This window comes from Streptomyces sp. NPDC051364 (assembly GCF_040682115.1).
In the GTDB taxonomy this organism is placed as follows: domain Bacteria; phylum Actinomycetota; class Actinomycetes; order Streptomycetales; family Streptomycetaceae; genus Streptomyces.
This window is the reverse complement of sequence record NZ_JBFBAH010000014.1, coordinates 65,140-88,013: the sequence shown is the minus strand read 5'-3', so window position 1 is coordinate 88,013 and position 22,874 is coordinate 65,140. Positions and strand designations below refer to the sequence as shown.

Sequence of the window (22,874 nt, the reverse complement as noted above, 5' to 3'; positions counted from 1 at the left end):
CGAGTACGGGCCGGAGGGGATCCTCCGGCCCGTCCGCGGCTCGGAACAGCGGGTCAGAACGCCGGCGCCGCGCGTGTCACGCGTGGCAGAGGATCGGCGTCCCGCCGTTCATCACGGTCATGTCCTGGAGCACCGCCAGTATGTTCAGCGGCGCCCCTTCCGGCTCGCCGGCCAGCTCCGCGTACGCCCGGTGCAGGTTCGCCACCAGCCGCTCGCTCTCCCGCCACGTCCCGAACTCGCCGAGATCGGCCTCGCGCGCCACCTCCAGCGGGGTCAGCCCCTTCGCCCTGCCCTCCCGGGCGAGTTCGGCCACGTACTGCAGGTAGCGCTCGGTGGCCTCGTAGGCGGACGGGTCCGTCAGCGGCCCGTGGCCCGGTACGACGGTCTCCGCGCCCAGCGCGCGCAGCAGCTCCAGCGCCCGCAGCGAACCGGCCAGCGAGCCCATCGCCAGGAACGGCGTGCCCTCGGCGAAGACCAGGTCGCCGGTGAACACGGTCCGCTGGCGGGGCAGCCACACGATCGAGTCCCCGGTGGTGTGCGCGACGCCCGGGTGGATGACCTGGACCTCCGTCCCGCCGAGGTGGAGGGTCGTCCGGTCGCTGTACGTGAGGTCGGGCGGGGTGATCTCGATCGCGCCGAAGTCGGTCGTCGGCCAGATCATCTCCAGCTGGTGCCCGGCGGCGAGCTGCTCGGTGCGCGCGTTGTCGTGCCCGATGATCAGGGCCTCGGGGGCGAAGACGCCGTTGCCGTACGTGTGGTCGCCGTGGTGGTGGGTGTTGACCACTGTGCGCGGCAACGGCACCCTGGCCGCCACGACCGCCTCGCGCAGGGCCAGCGCCCGCCGCTCGGTGGCCGCGGTGTCGATGAGCAGGGTCCGGCCGCCGTCGCTCACGAAGCCGGCGTTGTTGAGGCACCAGCCGCCGTCCGGCTGGACGTAGGCGTACACCCCGCTCGCGGGCTGGACGAGGTACGGCTCTTCGGCGGTCATCTGCTCTCCCCTGGGTCGCTCTGACAAGCGGTCAGCATCCTGCCAGTCGCGGCGGCGCCGGGGGAGAGCGGGGGCCTGCCGGTCCGGCCGATTCTCAGCGGCCGTTCAGCGGTCCGTCACCAGCCCATGAGCAGCCCGTCAGTGGTCGTCGTAGTGGCCGTCGTGCTCGGCGTGCCGGTGCCCGTCGTGCACGTAGTCCACGTGGTCGCCGTGCTGCACGGCCTCGTGCCCGCAGGCCGGTCCGTGGGCGTGGTCGTGGGCCTCGTGGGCGTGGTGCCCCGCGGTCTCGCACTCGTCCCAGTGCCCGGAGTGCTCGCGGTGCAGATGGCCGTCGTGGGCGTAGTCGACGTGGTCGCCGTGGGACACCTCGGTGTGGCCGCAGTCGGGGCCGTGGGTGTGCTCGTGGGTGGGGTGTTCCTGGTGCATGGTCGTCATGGCGCCGAGGCTAATGCGGAACGACCCTTATCGCCTGTTGTGTCCCAAGTGGCGCGGACAAGCCGGATCATCCGATCAGCCGCTCAGAAGATGACCGCCACTGCGAAGACCGACAGCGCCACCGTGCACGCCACCGCCGCCAGCGCCGACCGCGGTGCGAGCCCCGGCGGCCGGGCCGTAGCCAGCTGCCGCATCCGCACGTGCGCGACCCCCAGGAACGCCAGCCAGATCAGTACGATCACCGCCGCCCCGAGCACCTCCACCGGCGAACCCGACCCGCGCAGCGCCTGCCGCAGCGCCAGCACCGCCGTCACCGAGCACGCCAGCGTCGTACGCCGCCACGCGAGCCGGGTCCGCTCGGGCTGCAGCCCCGCGTCGCGCCCCGCCGTACCGGAGGACGTCACTGCCCGCTCGTCCAGCCCAGCAGCACCACCAGCACCATCGACACCGCGACCAGCCCCACCCCCAGGCTCAGCACCACCGGGAACCGGGACAGCGGCAGGTCCTCGCCGCGCCGCATCGCCCGCTCGCAGCGCACCCAGTGGTTCACCGCCCGCAGCGCGCAGGCCGCACCCACCGCGAGCAGCGCGAGGGACATCCCGACCCGCACCCCCCAGCGCAGGTCGGGCAGGAACTGGTCCACCGCGAAACCGCCGCCCACCAGGGCGAGCGCGGTCCGGATCCAGGCCAGGAAGGTCCGCTCGTTGGCCAGCGAGAAGCGGTAGTCGGGGGTCTCGCCCTCGTCCCTCAGCCGCTGCGGCGCGAACCAGAGGCGCACGTCCTTGACGAAGTCGATCACCTGATCAATCTACTGGCCGGACTTCCGGTGCGCGCGCAGTCGCCGGTACGCCTCCAGCCCGTCCGGCACCCACTTCCACCCCCCGTCCGCGACCCGCTCGGCCAGCTCCTCCTCGGGGAGCCACGCGTGCCAGGCGACCTCCGACTCCTGCGGCCGCACCGGCAGATCGCAGCGCACCTCGTGCACGTACGACCACCAGGCCCCGCCCGGCCCCTCGTACAGGAACTTGAACAGCGGCACGGGCTGCGCCAGCCCCTGCACGCCCAGCTCCTCCTCGGCCTCCCGCAGGGCGGCCTGCGCGTAGCTCTCGCCGGCGCCCAGCACCCCGCCCACGAACATGTCGTAGGCGGACGGGAAGACCAGCTTCGAGGCCGTCCGCCGGTGCACGAAGATCCGCCCCTGCGCATCCCTGGCCTGCACGAACACACACCGGTGGAGCAGCCCGCCCGCGTACACCTCGCCCCGCGGCGCCTGTCCCGTCACCCGGTCGTCCCGGTCCACCACGTCCAGTACTTCATCAGCAGCACTCACACGGCTCATCCAACCACCGCTGTTGACTGGTTACCGCTGCGTAGCCAAGGATCTGCCCCACCACCGACCGGAGGACGGGTTCGCAATGACGTACGACGCAGACGTGATCGTGATCGGGGCCGGGCTCGCGGGCCTGGCGGCCACCGCCGAGCTCGTCGACGCGGGCCGCAAGGTCATCCTGCTCGACCAGGAGCCCGAGCAGTCCATCGGCGGCCAGGCGCACTGGTCCTTCGGCGGGCTGTTCTTCGTCGACTCGCCCGAACAGCGGCGGATGCGGATCAAGGACAGCCGCGAGCTCGCCCTCCAGGACTGGCAGGGCACCGCCGGCTTCGACCGCGAGGAGGACGCCTGGCCGCGCCGCTGGGCCGAGGCCTACGTCGACTTCGCGGCCGGCGAGAAGCGGCCCTGGCTGCACGCCCAGGGCGTCCGCTTCTTCCCGGTGGTCGGCTGGGCCGAACGCGGCGGCTACGACGCGAACGGGCACGGCAACTCCGTCCCCCGCTTCCACATCACCTGGGGCACCGGGCCAGGCCTGGTCGAACCCTTCGAGCGGCGGGTCCGCGCCGGGGCGGCCCGCGGCCTGGTCCGGCTTCGGTTCCGCCACCGCGTCACCGGGCTCGCCCGGACGGCCGGCGCCCTCGACACCGTCACGGGCGAGATCCTGGAGCCCTCCGACGCCGTACGGGGCACCGCGAGCGGCCGCGAGAGCGCCGGGGCCTTCTCCCTCCGGGCCCAGGCGGTGATCGTGACCAGCGGCGGGATCGGCGGCAACCACGACCTCGTACGCAAGCAGTGGCCGGCCAGGCTCGGCACCCCGCCGCAGCGGATGCTCTCCGGGGTCCCGGCGCACGTGGACGGCCTGATGCTGGGCATCGCCGAGGAGGCCGGCGCCAGCCACATCAACAAGGACCGCATGTGGCACTACACCGAGGGCATCGAGAACTGGAACCCGATCTGGGCCAAGCACGGCATCCGCATCCTGCCCGGCCCGTCCTCGCTCTGGCTGGACGCCACCGGCAAGCGGCTGCCCGTACCGCTCTTCCCCGGGTTCGACACCCTCGGCACCCTCGACCACATCATGAAGACCGGCCACGACCACACCTGGTTCGTGCTCAACCAGCGCATCATCGGCAAGGAGTTCGGCCTCTCGGGCTCCGAGCAGAACCCGGACCTGACGGGCAAGTCCGTCCGCGACGTCATCGACCGGGCACGGCAGGCCGTACCGGGACCGGTGCAGGCCTTCATGGACAACGGCGCGGACTTCGTCGTCGAACGCGACCTCGCCTCGCTGGTGCGCGGCATGAACGCGGTCACCAAGGAGGACCTCCTCGACGAGGAGACCGTCCGCCGGGAGGTCGTGGCCCGGGACCGGGAGATCGCCAACCCGTTCACCAAGGACCTCCAGGTGACGGCCATCCACGGCGCCCGCAGGTACCTCGGCGACAAGCTGATCCGTACCGCCGCCCCGCACCGGATCCTGGACCCCAAGGCGGGCCCGCTGATCGCCGTACGGCTGTCCATCCTGACCCGCAAGTCCCTGGGCGGCCTGGAGACCGACCTGTCCTCCCGGATCCTCACCGCATCCGGCGACCCGCTGCCGGGCCTGTACGCGGCCGGCGAGGCGGCCGGTTTCGGCGGCGGCGGGGTCCACGGCTACCGCGCCCTGGAGGGCACCTTCCTCGGCGGCTGCATCTTCTCGGGCCGCGCGGCGGGTCGCGCCGCGGCCCGGGCGGTGGGCTGAAGCGGACACCGGCCCGGACACCGGCGCGGGCCCCGGCCCGGTCCGCGGCTCCCCTTGGTCGGGGTGCGGGCGGACGTGCGGGTGCCGGTGGCGTGCTCTGGCGTCGGAGGGGCGAGGGTGACCGTTGCGCGAGCCGGTCGCCCCCAGAGTGCCCGCTCCGCGCCGCCCCCGCCCGTGGTCCGGCGCACTCGCGGATCGCGTGACCGACCGAGAGAGCAGGTGCATCCGCATGCGTCCGTCGGCCCGTATCCCCGGAATCCTGGCCGCCCTGGTCCTCGCCACCGGCGGCGCCCTCATCGCCGCCCCGGCCGCCACCGCCGCCCCCACCGGCATCCAGGACTGCGAGCACTACATCGTGCAGCACGGCAAGCAGGTCACGGACGCCGTCGGGCAGGCCTGTTACGAGGGCTCGATCGGCAATCAGACCAGCTGCGCCGCCAGCCTGCAGGAGGCCGGCATCCCCGCGAACGTGGCGAGCGGGGCCTGCCGCGCGGCCCACTAAGCGTCCACTAAGCGGCCTTGGTGAAGGGGGGTTTCGTTTTCGCGTCGTCCGGTGCGGTGCATCGCAAGGCGGAGCGGCACGCTTGTACTGGACGTACCAGGGTGCTGCGACAACGCGGCGAGGCGCCGTGCCGGGCGGCGCGGGGGCGTGCCCCACTTCCCCGAGACCGCTTAGGTCGTCCGCAGGCGTTCGACGACCCGGAAGCGTTCCGTGACGACCAGCGTGTCGTCGGCCACCGTGAACTCCGGGTCGCCGAGCACCTCCCGGATCTCCGGCCCGTGCCAGAACCGCTCGTGGGAAACGCGCCATTCGGCCACGGACGTGTACCCCTCGCCCTCGTCCAAGGCATGCCGGAGGTCCACCTCCACGAGCGGTAGAACGCGTACGTCCGTCACTTCCAGGACGGCCACCGGACGCTCCGCGGAGTCCATGACCGCCATCTGACCGCCCACCACCGGCAAGGGGTCGCCCGTGACCTCGTAATCGGCCAGCAACCCGGTCGTCGTGGTCTTCGCGCCGCTCAGCACCGCTGCCACCAGGCTGTCGCGCAGCGGCCCGGGGAAGGCGAACAGGGCCGGCGGGAGATCGTCGTACGTCGTCATGAGGCCACCCTACGGCCGGGCCCACGGCGGCCGCGAACAGGTTGGCAGGCCCCAACTGGCGTCATGTACATACCAGTTGAAACGCGCCACGCAGTGGACTGGACCTTGACGCGGAGCTGTGCCTACCGCTTTGCTGTGCGTGATCATCCAGCCAACCGTCCGCCCGCGCCCGTGCCCTGGAGGGAATCCCGCGGATGTCCCCGCCTCCGCCGCCCCTCGGCCGCGCCCGCAAGCGGGACGCCCAGCTCTTCGACCCGGCCCTCTGCGACACCGAACTGGTCGACGTACGCGCCCAGTTCACCCAGGGCCGGTGGGCCAAGGCCCGCTCCCTCCTCGTCGGCACCGGCGACGACTGGGACCGCCGCGGCCACCGCGTCGTCGTACTCGCCGAGACCCCGGCGGCCACCGCCTGGGCCCGCGAATGGCTGCTCGCCGAACCCGACAGCCCCGACGCCGCCACCCTGCTCGCCTGCGCCGCCGTCTTCTCCGCCCTGCGCCGCAAGGGCACGCCCGAGGCCGCCGAGCAGGCCTGCCGCCGGGCCGCCGCCCTGCTCCCCGCCGACCCCACCCCCTGGCTGGGGCTGCTCATGCTCTCCCGTGCCTTCGGCACCGAGGAGGAGTTCAGCCGCCACTTCGACCAGGTCCGGGCCCGCCACCGCGAGCACCACCACGCCCACCACCTGATGGTCGCCAGGCTGGCCGAGCACACCCCCGGCGCCGGCCCCGACCCGCTCCACGAGGTCTACGACTTCGCCGCCTGGGCCGCCGAGGAGTCCCCGGCCGACTCCCCGCTCGCCGTCCTCCCGGTCATCGCCCACGCCGAGCGCTACCGCGTGCTCGCCGCCACCGAGGGCCGCACCCCCGACGGGGCCGCCGCCCACTGGTCGAACCGCCGCGCCCGCCAGGTGCTGCGCTCCGCCTTCGACTGGTGGCTCGAATGGGAACGCGAGGACCACCCCCGCAACCGGGTCGACCTCAACTTCCTGGCCCACGCCAAGCTCTGCGAGGGCCGCCCGGCCGAGGCCGCCGCCCTCTTCCACCGCATCGGCAGCCACGCCACGCCCGCCCCCTGGTCCTATCCGGACCTCGACCCGCACAAGGCCTTCCTCGCCGCCCGCAGCGCCGCACTCGGCACGGCCTGACGCGCACCCCCCGCTCCACCGCACCCCGCTCGACCGCACCCCGCTCGACCGAACGCTGCTCGACCGAACGCTGCTCCACTGCACCCCCGCTCCACAGCACTCCGCTCCGCTCGACCCTCCCCCGAAAGGACACCCCGCCATGGCGACGGGCAGATCCACCACGCTCGGCACCGCGCCCGAGATCCGCACCTACAAGGGCCAGGACCGAGCCCTGCGCGCCGACCGCCTCGGCACCGCCGGCCTGCTGCTCTCCGTACTGGCCGCCAGCGCACCCCTGATGGTGGTCGCGGGCGTCATGCCCACCACCTTCGGCGTCATGGGCGTCGTCGGCCAGCCGCTGCTGTTCGTGATCCTCGGCATCGTCCTCGCGCTCTTCAGCATCGGCTACGCCGAGATGAGCCGGCACGTCCACAACGCCGGCGCCTTCTACGCGTACATCGCCCGCGGCCTCGGCCCCACCGCGGGCGCCGGCGCCTCGCTCGTCGCCCTCGTCGCGTACAGCGCCATGCAGGTCGGCGTCTACGGCATCCTCGGCTTCGAGATCTCCGGCCTCTTCGCCACCTACCTCCACATCAACGTCGCCTGGTGGATACCGGCCCTGGCCGCCGTCGCCCTCACCGGCGCGCTCGGCTGGCTCAAGATCGACCTCAACGCCCGCGTCCTCGGCGTCCTCCTCCTCATCGAGTGCGCCCTCGTCGTCGTCTTCGACATCGCCGCCCTCGGCGACCCCGGCCCCGAAGGACTCTCGCTGCACGCCTTCGACCCCGAGACCCTCGGCGGCGCCGGACTCGGCACGGCCCTCTGCTTCTGCATCGCGGCCTTCGTCGGCTTCGAGCAGTCCCCGGTCTACGCCGAGGAGACCAGCAAGCCCCACATCGTCGTCTCCCGCGTGATGTTCCTCGCCGTCGGCTTCGTCGCCCTCTTCTTCGCCTTCAGCGCCTGGGCCCTCACCGTCGCCACCGGCCCCTCCGAGGTCGTCAAGACCTCCGCCGAAGCCGGCCCCGGCCTGCTCTTCCAGCTCACCGAGGGCCGCCTCGGCACCACCTTCACCGACGTCCTGCACGTCCTCTTCGTGACCGGCATGTTCGCGGCCATGCTCAGCTTCCACAACGTGGTCGCCCGCTACGCCTTCGCCATGGGCCGCGAGGGCCTGCTCCCGGCCGCCTTCGGCCGGACCAGCGCGGGCACCGGCGCCCCCGCCACCGGCTCCCTCCTGCAGACCGTCATCTCCACCCTCGTGGTCCTCGCCTTCGCCTTCACCGACGACAAGCCCGCCGGCGACCCCACCGCGCCCGTCCTGCACCTGTTCACCTGGATGGGCAGCGTCGGCGCCCTCGGCGTGACCCTTCTCATGGCCGCCGCCTCCTTCGCCGTCATCGCCTTCTTCGTCCGCCGCGGCACCGCCGGCGCCCAGGTCTGGCGGCTCGTCGCGGCCGGCGCCGCCGGAGTCGCCCTGCTCGGCATCGCCGGGTACACGGTGAAGGACTTCGGCGTCCTGGTCGGCGCCGGGGAGGGCTCCGCGCTCAGCTGGCTCCTGCCCGGGATCATCGGCGCCGCCGTCGTGGGCGGACTGCTGTACGGAGTCGTCCTGCGGCGCAGCCGCCCCGAGGTGCACGCCCGCATCGGCCTCGGGAACGAGGCCTTCCGCCTCGACCAGGCCGCGGAGGCCGACCCCCGCGACTGACCCTCGCCGCCTCGCTTTCGAGCTCGTACGAAGCCCCCGGCACCTGTTTCCATGGTCGCCGGGGGCTTCTGCGCGAGGAGGGCGGGTTTTGGCCGTGGCCCGCGCTCATGGTCTCCTGTGTCGACAAAACCATCCGACCTCGCACAGGTGACCACCACCCAGCTCCCCTGCGCGACGGCCCGGACCTGCCTGTCCCACCCACGAAGGCGAAGTCCTACATGAGTGACCGCACCTTGACCGAGGCCCCGGCCCCGGCGTCCTCCCGCCACGTCGACGCCGGTGACGAGGGCTACAGCAAGGACCTCAAGTCCCGCCACATCAACATGATCGCGATCGGCGGGGCGATAGGCACCGGCCTGTTCCTCGGCGCCGGCGGCCGGCTCGCCAACGCGGGCCCCTCCCTCGCGATCGCGTACGCGGTGTGCGGCATCTTCGCCTTCTTCGTCGTCCGGGCCCTGGGCGAGCTCGTCCTCTACCGTCCCTCCTCCGGCGCGTTCGTCTCGTACGCGCGCGAGTTCATGGGGGAGAAGGGCGCCTACACGGCCGGCTGGCTGTACTTCCTGAACTGGTCCACGACCACCGTCGCCGACATCACGGCCGCCGCGACCTACGCGCACTTCTGGTCCATGTTCACCAGCGTCCCGCAATGGGTCCTCGCCCTGATCGCCCTCGCCGTGGTCCTCACCGCGAACCTGATCTCGGTGAAGTACTTCGGCGAGATGGAGTTCTGGTTCTCCCTCGTCAAGGTCGCCGCCCTGGCGATCTTCCTGGTCGTCGCGATCTACCTCGTCGCCACCAGCCATGACATCGGCGGCTACACCCCGGGCCTGTCCACCATCACCGACAACGGCGGCATCTTCCCGTCCGGCGTCCTGCCGATGCTCCTGGTGGTCCAGGGCGTCGTCTTCGCGTACGCCTCCGTCGAGCTGTGCGGCGTCGCCGCGGGCGAGACCGAGAACCCCGAGAAGATCATGCCGAAGGCGATCAACTCGATCATGTGGCGCGTCGGCCTCTTCTACGTCGGCTCCGTCGTCCTGCTCGCGATGCTCCTGCCGTACACCGCGTACTCCGGCGACCAGAGCCCCTTCGTCACCGTCTTCGACAAGCTCGGCATCCCCGGCACCGCCGGCATCATGAACCTGGTCGTCCTGACCGCGGCGCTCTCCAGCCTGAACTCCGGCCTCTACTCCACCGGCCGCATCCTGCGCTCGATGGCCATGTCCGGCTCCGCGCCGAAGTTCACCGCCCGCATGAACAAGGGCAAGGTCCCCTACGGCGGCGTGCTCTTCACCGCCGCCTTCGGCCTCGCCGGCGTCGGCCTGAACTACCTGATGCCGAAGGACGCCTTCGAGCTGGTCCTGAACTTCGCCTCGCTGGGCATCCTCGGCACCTGGGCCATGGTCATGATCTGCTCGCTGTTCTTCTGGCGCCGCACGCAGGAGGGCACCCTCGAGCGCCCGTCCTACCGCCTGCCCTGGGCCCCGTACACGCAGATCGTCACGCTGGTGTTCCTCGCCACCGTGCTGGTCCTGATGTGGTGCGACGGCGGCGTCGGCCGCACCACGGTCCTGTGCGTCCCCGTCATCGGGGCCGCCCTCGTCGGCGGCTGGTTCCTGGTCCGCCGCCGCGTGGCGGAGATCGCCGCGAACCGCTGACGGCCCAGCCGTGAACGAAGAAGGACCCCGCCCGAGGCGGGGTCCTTCTTGTCGTTGCGGGGCTCGTCGTGACGAGGGCTGCGGATCAGGCCTTCTTGACCACGCTGGACTTCAGCTGCATGGCACCGAAGCCCTCGATGCGGCAGTCGATGTCGTGGCCGTCCACGCCGTCGATGAGCCGGATGTTGCGCACCTTCGTGCCCGCCTTGATCCCGGACGGGCTGCCCTTGACCTTGAGCGCCTTGACCACGGTCACGCTGTCGCCGTCGCTCAGCACATTTCCGACGGCGTCCTTGACGACCCGCTCCCCGGAACCGGCCCCGTCCTGCGCACCGCCCTCGGCGGGAACCCATTCGTGGCCGCACTCGGGGCACACCACGAGGGCATTCATCTCATAGGTGTACTCGCAGGAGCATTTCGGGCAAGGGGGAAGGTTCTCGATCACGCCTTCAGGGTAGCCCGACCCGGAACGGGTCGAACAAACGCAGAGAAACGCCGCAAAACGCGAAGAACCCCACCGAAGTGGGGTTCTCGCTCTGTGTGTCCGAGGGGGGACTTGAACTCTCCACTCGGGCACCGGCTCATTAGCTCGCTGACCTGCGCGAATACCCTTCTGGGCACCCTACAGGGCGCTTGACGGTTAGTCCCGCTCACCTGCTGTTTCTCGGCACTTCGGGCCGCTGTTGGTCATGCTACTCGGCGGTCTCCCGCCTCGCCGAACGCCAGCGCGACACCGTGATCCTGCGCTACGGGCTCCAGTGCACCCCCGGCGAGGCCGCCGCCGTGATGGGCGTCGACGAGGCCACCGTCCGCTCCCAGCTGGGCCAGGCCCACCGCCGCCTCGCCCGGCTGCTCGACGCGTCCGCCGGATCATGAGGCCCCGCGAGGAACACGCCGGCGCCCCCGCCGGGCCGCCGCGCGCGCTGGCGGAGTTCCTGGCCCGGGCGGGCGTGCGCGACCGCTACCCGCACTACGACCTCGCCGCCGCCGAGTCCCGGCTGCTGCGCACCGCCCGCGCGCCCGGGCGGGCCGGCTCGCCCGCGAATCGGGGCTCACCGAGGCCGCGCTCCGCCCGCTGCTGACCATGCTGTGCGAGGAGGAGTACGCGTACCGCCCGGGCGCGGGAGTGTACGCCCGCGGCCCGGCCCTGGACCGGCTCGGCGCCCCCGGCGGCACGGGCCTGGCCGGCCAGCTCCAGCGCACCCTGACCCTGGCCCGGAACAGCGCGGGCGCCGCCGTGTACCTCAGCCGGTACGCGGAGGGCGAGGTCCGCATCACGCAGATGTCGGACGGGCCGGGGGCGCCGCCCGTGCGGGAATGGGTGGACTTCCGGGCCGCCGCGCACGCCAGCGCGGTCGGCAAGTGCCTGCTGACCCAGCTCGACCACCACGGCCGGGCCGACCACGTGGCCCGCCACCGCCCGGCCCGGTTCACCGCGCGGACCATCACCGACAGCCGCACCCTGTTCAGCGCCCTGGACGCGGTGGCTCCAGGCGCCCCCGTCTTCGACCTGCGCGAGTACTCACCCGGGGTCGTCTGCGCGGCCGTCCCCATCGCGACCGGGGGCGCCGCCGGAAGCCTCGCGCTCTCGCTGCCCGCGAGCCACGCGCACCGGCTGCACTCCGCGACCGAGGCCCTGCGCCGCAAGGCGGTCCCGGTGCTGCTGGCCCTCCTCCTCTCCGGCGCCATCCCTCCGGACGCCCCGCCGCCCCGCGGCCCCGGCCCGGCCGCCGCGCCCGCCCCACACACCGCCCCTCAGCCGTCGGGCCCCGCCCCGTCGACCCGGATCACCCCGGAGACCCTGCGCCTGCTGGGCCGGCTCTTCCGCACCCCGCTGACCCGCGCCACCGCCCAGGCCGGCCCCCACCTGGTCAGCGACCCCGCGTCGGCGGCGGCGTACCTCTTCGAAGCCGACCCCGACCCGGCCCACCGCCACCTCGCCCTCCCCCACACCTTCACCCAGATCACCCCGGGCACCCTCCCGTCCCCCGACGGCCTGGTGGTCCTGCGCATGTGACGTGCATCGCCGGTGGACGGCAGAGCCGATGACGAAGGTGGCACTGCCAGTGACAGTCTCCGCAGGAGCGCCGTCAGAAGGGATCTGGCTGGAGCGGGGCGGGCGGCCGAGGCTGGGCGCATGACAACCGCTGATACCGCCCCGACCTCCGCAGCCGCGCCGCCGGCCAACGTCCGTATGACAGGGCGCCAGATCGCCGCCCTGGTGGTGCTCCTGGCGTCACAGTTCATGATGGCCGCAGACTTCTCCGTGCTGAACGTCGCGCTGCCCGAGGTCGGCACGTCCCTCGGGTTCTCGACGGGGAGCCTGCAGTGGATCACCACGACGTTCGCCCTGTGTGCCGCCGGATGCACCCTCGTCTTCGGGCGCGTCGGCGACTACGTGGGACGTCGGCGCATCTTCACCGCCGGAATGGTCGTCCTGGCCGTCTCCTCGCTCATCGGCGGCATCTCCGACTCGGCCGCGATGCTGCTGGTCGCGCGTACGCTCCAGGGCCTGGCCACCGCGGCCGTCACGCCCGCCGCGCTCGCCCTGCTCACCACGACCTTCACCGAGCCCGCGCTGCGGACCCGGGCGCTGGGCCTCAACAGCGTGATGATGAGCTCCGGGTTCAGCGTCGGCGCCATCCTCGGCGGTGTCCTCACGGACGTGTTCTCCTGGCGCTGGGCCTTCTTCATCAACATTCCCGTGGCCATCGCGGCGATCGTCGTCGTACCGTTCGTCGTCGCCGAGGGCCGGGCCGCACAGCGCAGCCGGATCGACCTGCCGGGCGCGCTGCTGATCACCCTGGGACTGTTCACCGGGATCTACGGCGTCACCCGCCTCGGCGAGCGGGGCCTGGACCTGACGGCGGGCATCGCGCTGATCACCGCCGCCGTCCTGCTGGGCGTCTTCTGGGCCGTGGAGAGCCGCACCGCCGACGCCCTGGTCCCGGTGAAGGTCCTGAAGAAGCCCGACATCGCCTTCGGCAACGTGGCCGCCCTGTTCATCTTCGGCGGCGAGACCGCACTGATCTTCTTCACCGGTCTGTACGTCCAGAACGCGCTCGGCCTGTCGTCCCTGGTCGCCGGCCTGGTGCTGCTCGGCATCGGAGTGGGCCAGATCATCGCGGGCATCGTCGGTCCGCGCCTCCTCCAGCGCGTCTCCCCGCGCACGATGCTCGGCGTCTCCCTGGCCCTCCAGGGCGCGTTCATGCTGCCGGCGATGTGGGCGACCTCGGACTCGCGCTGGCTTGTCCCCCTGATCATCACCCAGTTCGTGAATGCCTTCTTCTCCATGACGGCGGCCCTGTCCTTCATGGTCATCGCCACCTCGTCCGTCGACGCCGACGAACAGGGCATGGCGACCGGGATGGCCACCCAGAGCCAGCAGGTCGGCATCGCGATCGGCATTCCGCTGGTGAGCGCAGCGTTCGCGGCCGTCATCGGGCGGGGCACCGTGACCGCCGCCAAGGAGCTCACCGGCATCCACGTGGCGATCGGCGTGGCCGGCTTCTCCCAGCTCGCCGTCGGCCTGCTCCTGTGGCTGCTGCTGCGCAACAGGTCCCGGTAGCCGGCAGCGACCCGCGATCCGAGGCGATATTGCCTATGCCGTTCGGCACTTCATAATCAGAAGGATGGAACAGATCGTGAACACGGACCTCGGCAGCTACCTGCGGCAGATGCGCGAGCGTGTCCGACCGGAGCAGATGGGGCTGCGCACCAGCAACTCCCGGCGCGTTCCCGGACTGCGCCGCGAGGAAGTGGCCGCGCTGGCGGGCGTGAGCCAGACCTACTACACCCGACTGGAGCAGTCACAGACCGCGCACGCCTCGCCGCAGGTCCTGCTCTCCATCGCACGCGCCCTGGATCTGGGCCTCGACGAGCAGGACTACCTACTCAAGATCGGCTCACCGGTGCAGAACCCGCAGCGGCAGACCCCCCATGACGATCAACTCAGCTCCAGCACCAGGATGCTGATGGCATCACTCGGCAATGTGGCGGCGGCCGTGCTGAACTACCGGTGCGACATCCTGGCCTGGAATTCGCTGTACCACAGACTGTTCGCACCGCACCTCGAATTCGATGTCCCCGAGGACAACGAACGGCGTCCCAACATCATCAAGATGAACTTCCTCGACGGCAACGTCCGGGCTCTGTACGCGGACTGGGACGCCGAGTCGGAGTCGAACGTGACCTATCTGCGGTTCATCGCCGGAAATCACCGGCACGATCCGCGACTGGCCGAACTCATCGGTGAACTGACCATACAGAGCGAGGAGTTCGCGGCGCTCTGGTGCCGCCAGCGGGTGGCGAACTGCATCGAGGGGACCAAGCTCTTCGATCATCCTGTGGTGGGCGAGCTGGAATTGATGTACCAGTCCGCCGACCTCCAGGACGGCAACATCCTGAAGTTCTACCACGCGGAACCCGACTCCCCGCACGAGGCGGCCCTTCAGCTCCTGACGGTGGATCTGAACTCCGTTCACCGGCGCTGAACACTGAAGGGAAAACCGCGAGGCCCCCGGTCCGTACGGACCGGGGGCCTCGCGCGGGCCGCGCGGGCGGCTACCTCCGGCGGATCGCCGTCACCCCCCAGGTAAAGCCTGATCCCGCCGTTGCCACGATCACCAGGTCGCCGGAGCCGATCCGGCCGTCCCGTTCCAGTTCCTCCAGGGCGAGGAACGGGTCCACTCCCCCGAGGTGGCCGTCGAGGCCGTACTGGAAGACGCTCCGGGAGGCGTCCACACCCAGCGCGGACAGGTACTTCCGATGGGTGTCCTGGTTGCCGTGCGTGACCAGGAAGTACGCCACGTCGGCCGGCTCCTGCCCGATGTCGGCGAGGACCTTGCCGGTCAGGTCGGTGAAGTTGTCGAGGAACGCCTCACCGAGTCCGTCGAGCTTCTCGCCCCGCTCCACCTTGACCCGGCCCTCCTTGATCTCGCCGTAGTACGAGTCCACCCACTGCGGGTCGGTGTGGTGGGCGGCACCGAGCACCTCGTACGCGGCGTCGGCCGAGACGAGGACCGCGGCCGCGCCGTCCGCGAAGTTGAACAGCTCGATGTACCCGGTGCCGTACTCGACGAGCTGGCTCAGCCGGTCCGAGATGACCACCAGCGCGTACTTGTGCGTGCCCGCCCGCACCTGATCGTCCGCGATCTTCACGGCCACCATGCCCGCGTTGCAGAAGTTGGAGACCTCGAAGCAGTGCGCCTGAGCGATCCCCAGTTCCAGTGCGATCTTGGCCGCGGGCGACCAGAACGGCGTGCCCCATTCGCTGGAGCCCGCGTACAGGACAAGGCCGATCTCGTCGAGCGGCACCGGATTCCTGGCCAGGAGCCTGGCTGCGGCCTCCCGGCCCAGTCCCCAGGGGGTCTCGCCCTCGGCCAGTACCGAGAACTTCCCCGAAGGCAGAACCTGCCCGAGCTTCTCGACGGTGTAGCCGGACTCCCGGCTCACGTCGTCGACACTCAGCCTTCCGCTCGGCATCGCCAGAGCGAAGTCGGCAATTCCCACGATTCCTCCACCTGCCTGTCAGACGTATTCCACGACGGCGTGCGGCACGTAGGGCGCCTCAAGCCGGGCCAGTTCGGTGTCGTCGAGCACCACGTCGAGGGAGGCCACGGCATCCTCGAGGTGGTGAGGGCTGGTCGCACCGACGACGGGGGCGGTGACCGCCGACTGGTGCAGAACCCAGGCGAGGGCCACCTGGGCCATGGGCAGGCCGCGTTCGGCGGCGATCTCGGCGACCACCCGGGTGACCGCGCGATCCGCCTGCTCGGTCGGGCCGTAGAAGCGGTCCTGGACCGGGTCTCCCGCCGTACGGGTCGAGGTGGCGTCCCAGTCCCGGGTGAGTCTCCCGCGGGCCAGCGGACTCCAAGGGGTGACACCGACGCCCTCCGCGAGGCAGTACGGCAGCATCTCCCGCTCTTCCTCGCGGTTGACGAGGTTGTAGTGGTTCTGCATGCTCACGAACCGTGTCCACCCGTGCAGGTCGGCGACGTACTGCGCCTTCACGAACTGCCAGGTGTGCATGGACGAGGCCCCGATGTAGCGGACCTTGCCCGCACGCACCACGTCGTGGAGCGCCTCCATCGTCTCCTCCACCGGAGTTTCTTGGTCCCAGCGGTGGATGACGTAGAGGTCGATGTACTCGGTGTCCAACCGCCGCAGACTGGCGTCGAGTTCGCGCATGATGGCGGAGCGCGACAGACCGCCGGAGAGCGGAGAGGTGGTCAGCTTCTCGTACACCTTGGTGGCGATGACGACATCCTCGCGGCGTGTCAGTTTCCTTATCGCGCGGCCGAGGAACTCCTCGCTCGTACCCAGCGAGTAGACGTTCGCGGTGTCGAAGAAGTTGATGCCGAGGTCCAGCGCCCGGGCGACGAAAGGGAGGCTCTCCTCCTCGGGCAGCGACCAGGGGTGGGTTCCGAGTTCGGGCTCACCGTAGCTCATGCATCCCAGTGCAAGCCGTGACACCTTCAGGCCTGACGAGCCCAGCCGGGCGTACTGCAACATTCCTCCTCTCGGATCGGGCTGCCGGCGGGATTCAGTTCCGTACCTCGTTCTGGACCTCGGTCAGCCGACCCCAGGAGGCGATGTCCTCGTCGAGCGCGATGTCCAGGCTGGCCAGGTACATGGCAGTCATGGCACTGTGCCCCGCGAGGTGGGTGATCTCGGCGATCTCGTTCTGCGAGTAGTGCTCGCGCAGGGCGACGAAGGCCTCCTCGCTCGCCCTGTGGTCGACCATGCAGTCGGTGACGTAGCGGACCAGGGCGGCGCGGGCGGCCGGCAGTTCGTCGTAGAGGCCGTCCTCGATCGCCTTGATCTCGGTGTCGTCCAGGCCGGCCTTCTTCGCGAGCGGGTAGTGCAGCAGGCGCTCGAACTCGCTGTCTCGCAGCCGGGCCACGCGCAGCACGACCACCTCGCGGTCCAGCAGGCTCAGCAGGCCGACGGTGAAGGTGCCGCCGAGCGCGAGGTGGGCGGCGGCCGAGTTCTTGGTCAGCAGCAGTGCGCGGGTCAGATTGGACTGGAACTTGTCGTACACCGCGAGCTGTTCGGGCGTCATGTCGGCGACTTCGGTGAGGGTGACGCGAGGGGTGTTGCTCATGGCGTGCTCCTTCGGGTTGGTTCTGGGACAGGGGGTCAGGTGGACTGGCCGGCGAGAAGCGGGGCAACGGGGTGGGGAACCACACTCCGGGCCAGGACCTGGCCGACCGCACGGATGGCGGCGGCGGGGGCGCGGTCGTCCAGGGGGACGAGGCCGTCGAGGTGGCCGTCGGGCCGGACGATCAGGGCGTGTGCCTCGCGGGGGAGCTTGCCCAGTAGCGGGCCGGGCGGGCGGCCGCCCAGGTCGCACACGGCCGCCTCGGTGACCTGAGCGCGCAGCCGCTCGACGAGCCCGGTCCAGCGCTCGTACCGGTATCGCAGGCCGGGCCAGAGGAGCACGGCGTAGCGGTCGACGGGGAGCACGGGTGCCGCGTTCGACTCGCGCCAGCCGAGGGGCAGGCGTTCACCCGGCACCAGGGACCGCGCTTTCGGCCGGGCACCGTAGTGGGTGTCGAGCTGCGCCAGCTTGGGCGCGAGCACCTTCTCCAGCGTTCGGGTCGTGCTGCCCAGCCGGTACGCGGCGTCCCGGGCCAGGGTCTGGTGCCGGGACGAGTACAGCCCGATCCGGGCGAGGCGGGTGGAGAGTCCGGCGACTGCGTCGACTGCCGGCCTGCGCTCTGCGTCGTAACTGTCCAGCAGGTCCGGACGGTAGTCGCCGCGGACCACACCGGCCAGTTTCCAGCCCAGGTTGACCCCGTCCTGGATGCCGGTGTTCAGGCCCTGTGCGCCGGACGGGCTCATCGCGTGCGCCGCATCGCCGGCGAGGAAGACTCGGCCGCTGCCGTACGTGGCCGCCGAGCGGACATGCGCGGTGAAGACGCCGCTGAACTTCATCTCGCCGAGCCTGCGTGGCCCGGGGACCCGTTCGGCGAGCAGCGTCTCGAAGAAGGCCCGGTCGGGGGTGTCGCCCAGGTAGTCGTCGGGCACGCTCGCGCCGACCCGGAAGACCCCGTCGCCCAGCGGCGCCAGCACCATGTTCCCGGACCGGGTCAGGTAGTACGCCGCCTCGCTGCTGGTCGTCTCGCCCAGGATCTCCGCGTCGGTGATGGCCAGCCGGGTGCGCAGCGTCCGGCCGTTGAACCGGAAGCCGAACACCTCGCGGACCGTGCTCTTGTAGCCGTCGGCACCGACCACGTAGTCGTACGTTCGGGTCTCCGACTCTCCGGTGGGCAGCTGGAGCCGGCACTCGACGCTGTCCGGACGCTGCACGCCGTCGACGAACGCGGTGTCGTAGTCGATCGTGCCGCCGAGCACGGTCAGGTGGTCTTCGAGGATCTCCTCGGTGCGCCACTGCGGGAGGGTGATGGCGAACGGATAGCCGACGCCCCGCAGTCGGTCGAACCGAATCAGGCCGATCCTCTTCTTCTGGGAGTAGTAGTTCATCTGGTCGAAGTAGTGACCGTTCTCGACCAGTTTCCGGCCCACCCCGACGCGGTCCAGGAGTTCCAGGACGCGGGGCCACAGGATGGTGGCACGCGAGTGCGGGCTCTGCCTGCGGAGCTTGGAGATGACGTCGGCCCGGACCCCGTGTGCCAGCAGCTCGCAGGCGAGGACCATTCCGACGGGACCGCCGCCGACGATCAGAACGCGCGGCCGCTGCGTGTCGCCCACCACGGTCAGGCGTCGAGGGGACGCAGGCGCAGGACGTACGGCGGACGGGCGTACGCGCCGTCGACCTTCGCGAGGAAGCCCGTGACGTACCCCTCCTTCATGTGCAGATCAATGGCCTCCTGGCCGGCCCACTCTTCGACCAGCACGATCACGTTCTCGTGCTCCTCGGACAGGCAGGCGTCGAACCGCAGTGCGCCCTCCTCCCGCCGTGTCGCGGAGCACAACTCCTTGAAGGCGGCCACGGTGTCCGTCAGCCGATTCGGTACGACGTCGAAAAGGACGGTGATCTCGATGCTCATATGCGGTTCGGTTCCTTGGAGTTGGGTTCGTCGGCGATCAGATCGTCGAGGTCGACGAAGGGAAGGGGGTGCGCGGGCGGCGGTGGGTCCTCGCACTCGTGCGGGGCGACGTTCCACCAGCGCATTGCGGCGCGCGGGCGCCCCCCGGACGTCCACGCGGTGTCCACGCAGGCGGCGGCGCAGGTGCCGATCAGGACGTCCGGAGCGGCGACGGCGCCAGTCAGGGCCCGGGTCAACAGGTTCAGCACTCCGCCGTGCGTGACGACCAGGACGGGGGGTGCTGCCGGATCCCGTGCGGCCTCGGCGATGTCGGCGAGCGCGGCGGCGAAGCGGGAACGCGCGGCACGGCCCGACTCGCCGCCCGGCGGGGCGTAGCCGGGGTCGGTGAGCAGCCGCCGCATCGTGTGCGGGTGCTGCCGGGCGAACGCGGCACGGTCCTGGCCGTCCAGCTCGCCCAGGTGGCGCTCGCGCAGCCCGTCGACACGCAGGTGGGGAGCGCCCAGCCGGCCCGCGGCGTACGCCGCGGTCTGGGCGGCGCGGGCCAGGGGCGAGGAGTACACCGCCGCCCACCTCCCCGGCCGCAGTGACCGGGCGATCACCTGAGCCTGCCGTACCCCCGTGTCGTTCAGGGGGGTGTCGGCCTGTGCCTGGAACCTGTCGGTGGCGTTGCGGTCGGTCTCTCCGTGGCGGAGCAGGACGATACGCATGACGGCAGTCGATGCCGGGCGCTCAGGCAGCAGCCGGGCTGGTGGCGGCGGGGGCACCGAGACCCTCGACCACCCGGGCCGCCTCGTCGATGGTCTGGTGCGAGGCCAGCACGCCCTCCTCGATGGAAACGCCCAGCCGCTTCTCCAGGATCAGCGACATCTCCAGCAGGGCCAGTGAGTCCACCGCGAGGTCCTCCAAGACGGCGCCCTGGGACACCTCCTCCGCGGGTATCTCGAACTTGCCGGTGAGGATCTCGATGATCATCGTGGTCACGGAATCGGTCATGATGCACCTCAACTACGCGTAGGGAAAAGGGTTTGTGGCGATCGCGGGCCTCGCGGCCGGCTCAGCCGACCGGCAGGTCGGGCCAGGTCAGGGTGGCCGAGCCCCAGGTGGCGCCACCGCCGAAGGCGGTCAGCAGCACCCGGTCGCCCGCGTGCAGCTCGCCGTCCGCCATGCCGTCGGCGAGCGCGAGCGGGATGGAGGCCGCGGAGGTGTTGCCGACGCGGTCGATGTTCAGGACGGCACGCTCCGGGGGCAGTCCCAGCTGTTCGGCGACAGCGTGCAGGATACGTACGTTCGCCTGGTGAGCCACGAGTCGATCGACGTCGGAGACTGCCCAGCCCGTGCGGTCCAGTACCGTGCGCGAGGATTCGGCCATGCGGCGCACCGCCGCGAAGAAGACGGACTTCCCCTCCATGCGGAAGTACCGGTCCTCCTCCCGCCGCGCTCCTCCTCGGGACCGCTCCTCGGCACCTCCGCCGCGGACCGTGATCAGATCGGCCATCGAGCCGTCGCTGCCCAGATGCACGTCCAGTACGGCGCCGGGCTCGTCATGTTCACCGCTCCGCAGCAGCACGGCGCCGGCCCCGTCACCGAAGATGACGGAGGTGGTGCGGTCGCCGGGGTCGAGGATGGTGCTGAACGACTCGGCTCCGATCACCAGCACACGCGCGGCGAATCCCGAGGTCACGGCGGCCGTGCCGGCTTGGAGCGCGTAGACGAAGCCGGAGCACACGGCCGCCACGTCGTAGGCCGGAACGCCGGTCAGGCCCATGCGCGTGGCGACACTCGGCGCGGTGGCCGGGCAGGGGCGGTCGGGTGTGGTCGTGGCGACGATCACCAGGTCGGCGCCGTCCGCCCCGGCGTTCTTCAGCGCCCGCAGGCCGGCCTCGACGGCCAGGTCGCCGGTGGTCATGCCGGGCTCGACCACATGGCGTTGCCCGATGCCTGTCCGGGTGCGGATCCAGGTGTCGGAGGTGTCGAGGCGCTGCGCGAGTTCGTCGTTCGTCACCACGCGCGGGGGAACGAAGCCGCCCACGCCGGCGATCACTGCCGCTCGGGTCATGCCGCCGGGTGTCCTTCCGGGAGCTGGTGTGCCACCGCGGACCGCACGTGGATACCGCCCAGTTCGGCCACGACGTCCAGCGTCCGCCAGGTTCCGCCGCCCATGCGCAGCAGACCTGGATCGTCCAGCCGGGTGGTCACCGGGATGTCCTGCGCCGGGCGGTCCGGGCGCGAGGCGGTCAACGTGGTCTGCCGCATCCACAGGGTGTTGCTGTCCTGGCGGCGCATTCCGTCGAGGTCGTAGAGCATGACCTGGGCGAGCTGGAGGGCCGTGACGAAGGCGTCGATCACGGACACCGCCGGCTGGTAGGCGCCTTCGAGCCCCGCGGTGGGCACCGTCGCCGTGTCCTCGTGGGCCACGGTCAGCGCGGCATCGGCCCGCAGAGCCCGGTGGTCCACGTCCACGTCTCGGACGTGCTGTCGCCGTGTGGTGAACCCGACGCCGAAGTAGCGGTCTGCCGCGGGACCGAGAAGTGCGTCCAGTCCTGCAGTCGTCCGCTCCTCGACGGGGCGGGCCGGAATGCGTGCATGATCGATCGCACACCGGATGCGCATGCTGCCCACGGTGCAGTCCACAACGGACTCCACCCGCGCGGGATCCCCGGCGACCGGGTCGGTGCGCCGCAGTACCGCCTCGGCCGGCAGCCCGGAGAGCTCCTCCTGGGGGCTGGCGCCGGCCGTCAGCCGCACCTTGCGCAACCAGGCGTCGCGCAGGTCCGTGCCGGTGCCGCCGAGGCAGGTCTCGGCCAGCTGGGCGGCGACGACGATCCCGTCGACGGTGCTGAAGTGCGGCCGCAGATCGGTGCCCGCCGCCTTCTTCGACCAGTCAGCCGGGTAGCGTACCCCCACCGTGGAACGCGCCACGACGGCTCCGTCTGCACTGCGGGCGCGCTGTACCTCGCCCATGTCGTAGGCGACCCGGCGGAAGCCACGGCCGAAGAAGCGCTGATCGGCCGGCCCTAGCTGATCGTCCACGGACGCCAGCACGGTCCGCGTGGAAGTCGAGTTCATCGGTTCTCCGTTCGTCGGGGATGTTCCGGCGCGGTCCCCCGGGCGGATGCCGTGTGCAGGCCGGGCCTGCGGCCGCCGCCGCGCCGGATGGCGCAGGTGAGCCGAGCCGTGCAGGTGCGGTGTCCGGATCCGTCGCGAACGACGATCTCGTACGAGGCCATGGACTGCCGTTCGTCGAGCGGTCGGCAGACCCCGGTGACGGTCCCCGAGGAGACCCACCGGTGGTGCGTACAGGACAGGTCGACCCCCACGGCGTTACCGCCGGGGCCCGCGTAGAGGAAGGCGGCGACGGAACCGAGCGTCTCTGCGAACACCGCATTCGCACCGCCGTGCAGAATTCCCACCGGCTGCCGATTCCCCATGACGGGCATGGTTCCCACCACGAGTCCCGGTTTGCAGGTGATGATTTCAATGCCCATGCGCCAGACGAGTTGTTCGTCTGCGTATGCGCCATCGACGTTCATGGGCCCGAGCATCATGTTCGGCATTTCCGTCCCCGTCTTTTCCACGCCCCGCACCAGCGGGCCAATTCGAGTCAAGCACGTCGGTGTGGCGATCGGCAGACGTGTGGCCTCTTGCTGCCATTGCGGCCCGCACCGCCCGGAATGCGGAATAAGTTTTTTGTTGGCAGTAACCTGCCAGACGCTTTGGAATATTCGGGAGCACATACCCAACCGGGACCCGGACTCATAGAGTTGGGTGACTCGAACCGGAA

The 22,874-nt window shown here is 71.0% G+C and carries 27 protein-coding genes; 10 read left to right on the top strand and 17 right to left on the bottom strand.

The genetic code is table 11. From position 1 onward, the window contains the following. Positions 1 to 76: 76 nt before the first annotated feature. From AB0M76_RS26700 to AB0M76_RS26680, 5 genes are all read right to left on the bottom strand, one after another. Positions 77 to 988, bottom strand: a complete 912-nt coding sequence (locus AB0M76_RS26700) for an MBL fold metallo-hydrolase (protein WP_365955273.1) — start codon at positions 986 to 988, stop codon at positions 77 to 79. Between the two features lie 138 nt (positions 989 to 1,126). Continuing rightward, positions 1,127 to 1,423 (bottom strand): hypothetical protein, encoded by a 297-nt coding sequence (locus AB0M76_RS26695; protein ID WP_365955272.1) that lies wholly within the window; start codon positions 1,421 to 1,423, stop codon positions 1,127 to 1,129. 83 nt (positions 1,424 to 1,506) lie between these two features. Beyond that, on the bottom strand, positions 1,507 to 1,827 hold the full coding sequence (locus tag AB0M76_RS26690) for a DUF202 domain-containing protein (RefSeq protein ID WP_365955271.1): 321 nt from the start codon (positions 1,825 to 1,827) through the stop codon (positions 1,507 to 1,509). Further along, positions 1,824 to 2,222: a DUF202 domain-containing protein gene (locus AB0M76_RS26685; protein ID WP_266668555.1), complete on the bottom strand. Its 399-nt coding sequence runs from the start codon at positions 2,220 to 2,222 to the stop codon at positions 1,824 to 1,826. The genes AB0M76_RS26690 and AB0M76_RS26685 overlap by 4 nt, the downstream gene beginning before the upstream one ends. 9 nt (positions 2,223 to 2,231) lie before the next feature. After that, positions 2,232 to 2,753 (bottom strand): NUDIX domain-containing protein, encoded by a 522-nt coding sequence (locus AB0M76_RS26680; RefSeq protein WP_365955270.1) that lies wholly within the window; start codon positions 2,751 to 2,753, stop codon positions 2,232 to 2,234. Between the two features lie 85 nt (positions 2,754 to 2,838). Here AB0M76_RS26680 and AB0M76_RS26675 point away from each other — a divergent pair, with 85 nt between their 5' ends. After that, positions 2,839 to 4,494 carry an FAD-binding dehydrogenase gene (locus AB0M76_RS26675; RefSeq protein ID WP_365955269.1) on the top strand — a complete coding sequence of 552 codons (1,656 nt, stop codon included), beginning with the start codon at positions 2,839 to 2,841 and terminating at the stop codon, positions 4,492 to 4,494. A gap of 229 nt (positions 4,495 to 4,723) precedes the next feature. Further along, positions 4,724 to 4,996, top strand: a complete 273-nt coding sequence (locus AB0M76_RS26670) for a hypothetical protein (RefSeq protein ID WP_365955268.1) — start codon at positions 4,724 to 4,726, stop codon at positions 4,994 to 4,996. A 170-nt stretch (positions 4,997 to 5,166) separates the two neighbouring features. Here AB0M76_RS26670 and AB0M76_RS26665 read toward each other — a convergent pair whose 3' ends face one another. Further along, entirely contained in the window at positions 5,167 to 5,598 is a 432-nt protein-coding gene (locus AB0M76_RS26665; protein WP_365955267.1) for an ASCH domain-containing protein, read from the bottom strand. A gap of 194 nt (positions 5,599 to 5,792) precedes the next feature. On the opposite strand from AB0M76_RS26665, the gene AB0M76_RS26660 reads away from it, so the two are divergent. The 3 genes from AB0M76_RS26660 (at position 5,793) to AB0M76_RS26650 (ending at position 10,079) form a co-directional block, all read left to right on the top strand. Then, entirely contained in the window at positions 5,793 to 6,740 is a 948-nt protein-coding gene (locus tag AB0M76_RS26660) for a hypothetical protein (protein ID WP_365955266.1), read from the top strand. 139 nt (positions 6,741 to 6,879) lie between these two features. Beyond that, positions 6,880 to 8,424: an APC family permease gene (locus AB0M76_RS26655; RefSeq protein ID WP_365955265.1), complete on the top strand. Its 1,545-nt coding sequence runs from the start codon at positions 6,880 to 6,882 to the stop codon at positions 8,422 to 8,424. Positions 8,425 to 8,642: 218 nt separating this feature from the next. Further along, a complete protein-coding gene (locus AB0M76_RS26650; RefSeq protein ID WP_365955264.1) occupies positions 8,643 to 10,079 on the top strand; it encodes an amino acid permease in 1,437 nt (478 codons plus the stop codon). Positions 10,080 to 10,164: 85 nt separating this feature from the next. Here AB0M76_RS26650 and AB0M76_RS26645 read toward each other — a convergent pair whose 3' ends face one another. Next, positions 10,165 to 10,524, bottom strand: a complete 360-nt coding sequence (locus AB0M76_RS26645; RefSeq protein WP_328621895.1) for a zinc ribbon domain-containing protein YjdM — start codon at positions 10,522 to 10,524, stop codon at positions 10,165 to 10,167. A gap of 188 nt (positions 10,525 to 10,712) precedes the next feature. Here AB0M76_RS26645 and AB0M76_RS26640 point away from each other — a divergent pair, with 188 nt between their 5' ends. The 5 genes from AB0M76_RS26640 (at position 10,713) to AB0M76_RS26620 (ending at position 14,572) form a co-directional block, all read left to right on the top strand. Next, positions 10,713 to 10,955, top strand: a complete 243-nt coding sequence (locus AB0M76_RS26640) for a sigma factor-like helix-turn-helix DNA-binding protein (protein WP_365955263.1) — start codon at positions 10,713 to 10,715, stop codon at positions 10,953 to 10,955. Beyond that, entirely contained in the window at positions 10,952 to 11,161 is a 210-nt protein-coding gene (locus AB0M76_RS26635) for a hypothetical protein (protein WP_365955262.1), read from the top strand. The genes AB0M76_RS26640 and AB0M76_RS26635 overlap by 4 nt, the downstream gene beginning before the upstream one ends. 2 nt (positions 11,162 to 11,163) lie before the next feature. Continuing rightward, complete coding sequence (locus AB0M76_RS26630) at positions 11,164 to 12,096, top strand: IclR family transcriptional regulator C-terminal domain-containing protein (protein WP_365955261.1); 933 nt, start codon at positions 11,164 to 11,166, stop codon at positions 12,094 to 12,096. Positions 12,097 to 12,216: 120 nt separating this feature from the next. Further along, the gene (locus tag AB0M76_RS26625) at positions 12,217 to 13,647 is read left to right on the top strand and encodes an MFS transporter (RefSeq protein WP_365955260.1); all 1,431 of its coding nucleotides are present in this window, start codon (positions 12,217 to 12,219) and stop codon (positions 13,645 to 13,647) included. A gap of 64 nt (positions 13,648 to 13,711) precedes the next feature. Beyond that, a complete protein-coding gene (locus AB0M76_RS26620) occupies positions 13,712 to 14,572 on the top strand; it encodes a helix-turn-helix transcriptional regulator (protein ID WP_365955259.1) in 861 nt (286 codons plus the stop codon). A 70-nt stretch (positions 14,573 to 14,642) separates the two neighbouring features. Here the strand turns inward: AB0M76_RS26620 and AB0M76_RS26615 are convergent, their stop codons facing one another. The 10 genes from AB0M76_RS26615 to AB0M76_RS26570 form a co-directional block, all read right to left on the bottom strand. Further along, positions 14,643 to 15,590, bottom strand: coding sequence for a 3-oxoacyl-[acyl-carrier-protein] synthase III C-terminal domain-containing protein (locus AB0M76_RS26615; RefSeq protein ID WP_365955258.1), 948 nt, complete (start codon positions 15,588 to 15,590; stop codon positions 14,643 to 14,645). Between the two features lie 18 nt (positions 15,591 to 15,608). Next, positions 15,609 to 16,589 carry an aldo/keto reductase gene (locus AB0M76_RS26610; RefSeq protein ID WP_365955351.1) on the bottom strand — a complete coding sequence of 327 codons (981 nt, stop codon included), beginning with the start codon at positions 16,587 to 16,589 and terminating at the stop codon, positions 15,609 to 15,611. A gap of 34 nt (positions 16,590 to 16,623) precedes the next feature. Then, positions 16,624 to 17,184: a carboxymuconolactone decarboxylase family protein gene (locus AB0M76_RS26605; RefSeq protein WP_365955257.1), complete on the bottom strand. Its 561-nt coding sequence runs from the start codon at positions 17,182 to 17,184 to the stop codon at positions 16,624 to 16,626. A 35-nt stretch (positions 17,185 to 17,219) separates the two neighbouring features. Beyond that, a complete protein-coding gene (locus AB0M76_RS26600) occupies positions 17,220 to 18,794 on the bottom strand; it encodes an FAD-dependent monooxygenase (protein ID WP_365955256.1) in 1,575 nt (524 codons plus the stop codon). A gap of 5 nt (positions 18,795 to 18,799) precedes the next feature. Further along, positions 18,800 to 19,093: a putative quinol monooxygenase gene (locus tag AB0M76_RS26595; RefSeq protein WP_365955255.1), complete on the bottom strand. Its 294-nt coding sequence runs from the start codon at positions 19,091 to 19,093 to the stop codon at positions 18,800 to 18,802. Further along, positions 19,090 to 19,800 carry a histidine phosphatase family protein gene (locus AB0M76_RS26590; RefSeq protein ID WP_365955254.1) on the bottom strand — a complete coding sequence of 237 codons (711 nt, stop codon included), beginning with the start codon at positions 19,798 to 19,800 and terminating at the stop codon, positions 19,090 to 19,092. Before AB0M76_RS26590 ends, AB0M76_RS26595 begins: the two co-directional genes overlap by 4 nt. A 22-nt stretch (positions 19,801 to 19,822) precedes the next feature. Beyond that, positions 19,823 to 20,086 (bottom strand): acyl carrier protein, encoded by a 264-nt coding sequence (locus tag AB0M76_RS26585; RefSeq protein ID WP_365955253.1) that lies wholly within the window; start codon positions 20,084 to 20,086, stop codon positions 19,823 to 19,825. Positions 20,087 to 20,147: 61 nt separating this feature from the next. Further along, positions 20,148 to 21,149 carry a beta-ketoacyl-ACP synthase III gene (locus AB0M76_RS26580; RefSeq protein WP_365955252.1) on the bottom strand — a complete coding sequence of 334 codons (1,002 nt, stop codon included), beginning with the start codon at positions 21,147 to 21,149 and terminating at the stop codon, positions 20,148 to 20,150. After that, positions 21,146 to 22,159 carry an AvrD family protein gene (locus AB0M76_RS26575; RefSeq protein WP_365955251.1) on the bottom strand — a complete coding sequence of 338 codons (1,014 nt, stop codon included), beginning with the start codon at positions 22,157 to 22,159 and terminating at the stop codon, positions 21,146 to 21,148. The genes AB0M76_RS26580 and AB0M76_RS26575 overlap by 4 nt, the downstream gene beginning before the upstream one ends. Further along, on the bottom strand, positions 22,156 to 22,623 hold the full coding sequence (locus AB0M76_RS26570; RefSeq protein WP_365955250.1) for a hotdog fold thioesterase: 468 nt from the start codon (positions 22,621 to 22,623) through the stop codon (positions 22,156 to 22,158). Before AB0M76_RS26570 ends, AB0M76_RS26575 begins: the two co-directional genes overlap by 4 nt. Between the last annotated feature and the right edge of the window lie 251 nt (positions 22,624 to 22,874).

Bases quoted from the DNA above. Each gene is read 5' to 3' on its own strand.
- AB0M76_RS26570 (WP_365955250.1), bottom strand. From the start codon at position 22,623: ATGAACGTCGATGGCGCATACGCAGACGAACAACTCGTCTGGCGCATG.
- AB0M76_RS26655 (WP_365955265.1), top strand. From the start codon at position 6,880: ATGGCGACGGGCAGATCCACCACGCTCGGCACCGCGCCCGAGATCCGC.
- AB0M76_RS26590 (WP_365955254.1), bottom strand. From the start codon at position 19,800: ATGCGTATCGTCCTGCTCCGCCACGGAGAGACCGACCGCAACGCCACC.
- AB0M76_RS26670 (WP_365955268.1), top strand. From the start codon at position 4,724: ATGCGTCCGTCGGCCCGTATCCCCGGAATCCTGGCCGCCCTGGTCCTC.
- AB0M76_RS26625 (WP_365955260.1), top strand. From the start codon at position 12,217: ATGACAACCGCTGATACCGCCCCGACCTCCGCAGCCGCGCCGCCGGCC.
- AB0M76_RS26700 (WP_365955273.1), bottom strand. From the start codon at position 988: ATGACCGCCGAAGAGCCGTACCTCGTCCAGCCCGCGAGCGGGGTGTAC.
- AB0M76_RS26605 (WP_365955257.1), bottom strand. From the start codon at position 17,184: ATGAGCAACACCCCTCGCGTCACCCTCACCGAAGTCGCCGACATGACG.
- AB0M76_RS26675 (WP_365955269.1), top strand. From the start codon at position 2,839: ATGACGTACGACGCAGACGTGATCGTGATCGGGGCCGGGCTCGCGGGC.
- AB0M76_RS26635 (WP_365955262.1), top strand. From the start codon at position 10,952: ATGAGGCCCCGCGAGGAACACGCCGGCGCCCCCGCCGGGCCGCCGCGC.
- AB0M76_RS26585 (WP_365955253.1), bottom strand. From the start codon at position 20,086: ATGACCGATTCCGTGACCACGATGATCATCGAGATCCTCACCGGCAAG.
- AB0M76_RS26695 (WP_365955272.1), bottom strand. From the start codon at position 1,423: ATGACGACCATGCACCAGGAACACCCCACCCACGAGCACACCCACGGC.
- AB0M76_RS26575 (WP_365955251.1), bottom strand. From the start codon at position 22,159: ATGAACTCGACTTCCACGCGGACCGTGCTGGCGTCCGTGGACGATCAG.
- AB0M76_RS26620 (WP_365955259.1), top strand. From the start codon at position 13,712: ATGGAACAGATCGTGAACACGGACCTCGGCAGCTACCTGCGGCAGATG.
- AB0M76_RS26660 (WP_365955266.1), top strand. From the start codon at position 5,793: ATGTCCCCGCCTCCGCCGCCCCTCGGCCGCGCCCGCAAGCGGGACGCC.
- AB0M76_RS26650 (WP_365955264.1), top strand. From the start codon at position 8,643: ATGAGTGACCGCACCTTGACCGAGGCCCCGGCCCCGGCGTCCTCCCGC.
- AB0M76_RS26665 (WP_365955267.1), bottom strand. From the start codon at position 5,598: ATGACGACGTACGACGATCTCCCGCCGGCCCTGTTCGCCTTCCCCGGG.
- AB0M76_RS26580 (WP_365955252.1), bottom strand. From the start codon at position 21,149: ATGACCCGAGCGGCAGTGATCGCCGGCGTGGGCGGCTTCGTTCCCCCG.
- AB0M76_RS26630 (WP_365955261.1), top strand. From the start codon at position 11,164: ATGCTGTGCGAGGAGGAGTACGCGTACCGCCCGGGCGCGGGAGTGTAC.
- AB0M76_RS26595 (WP_365955255.1), bottom strand. From the start codon at position 19,093: ATGAGCATCGAGATCACCGTCCTTTTCGACGTCGTACCGAATCGGCTG.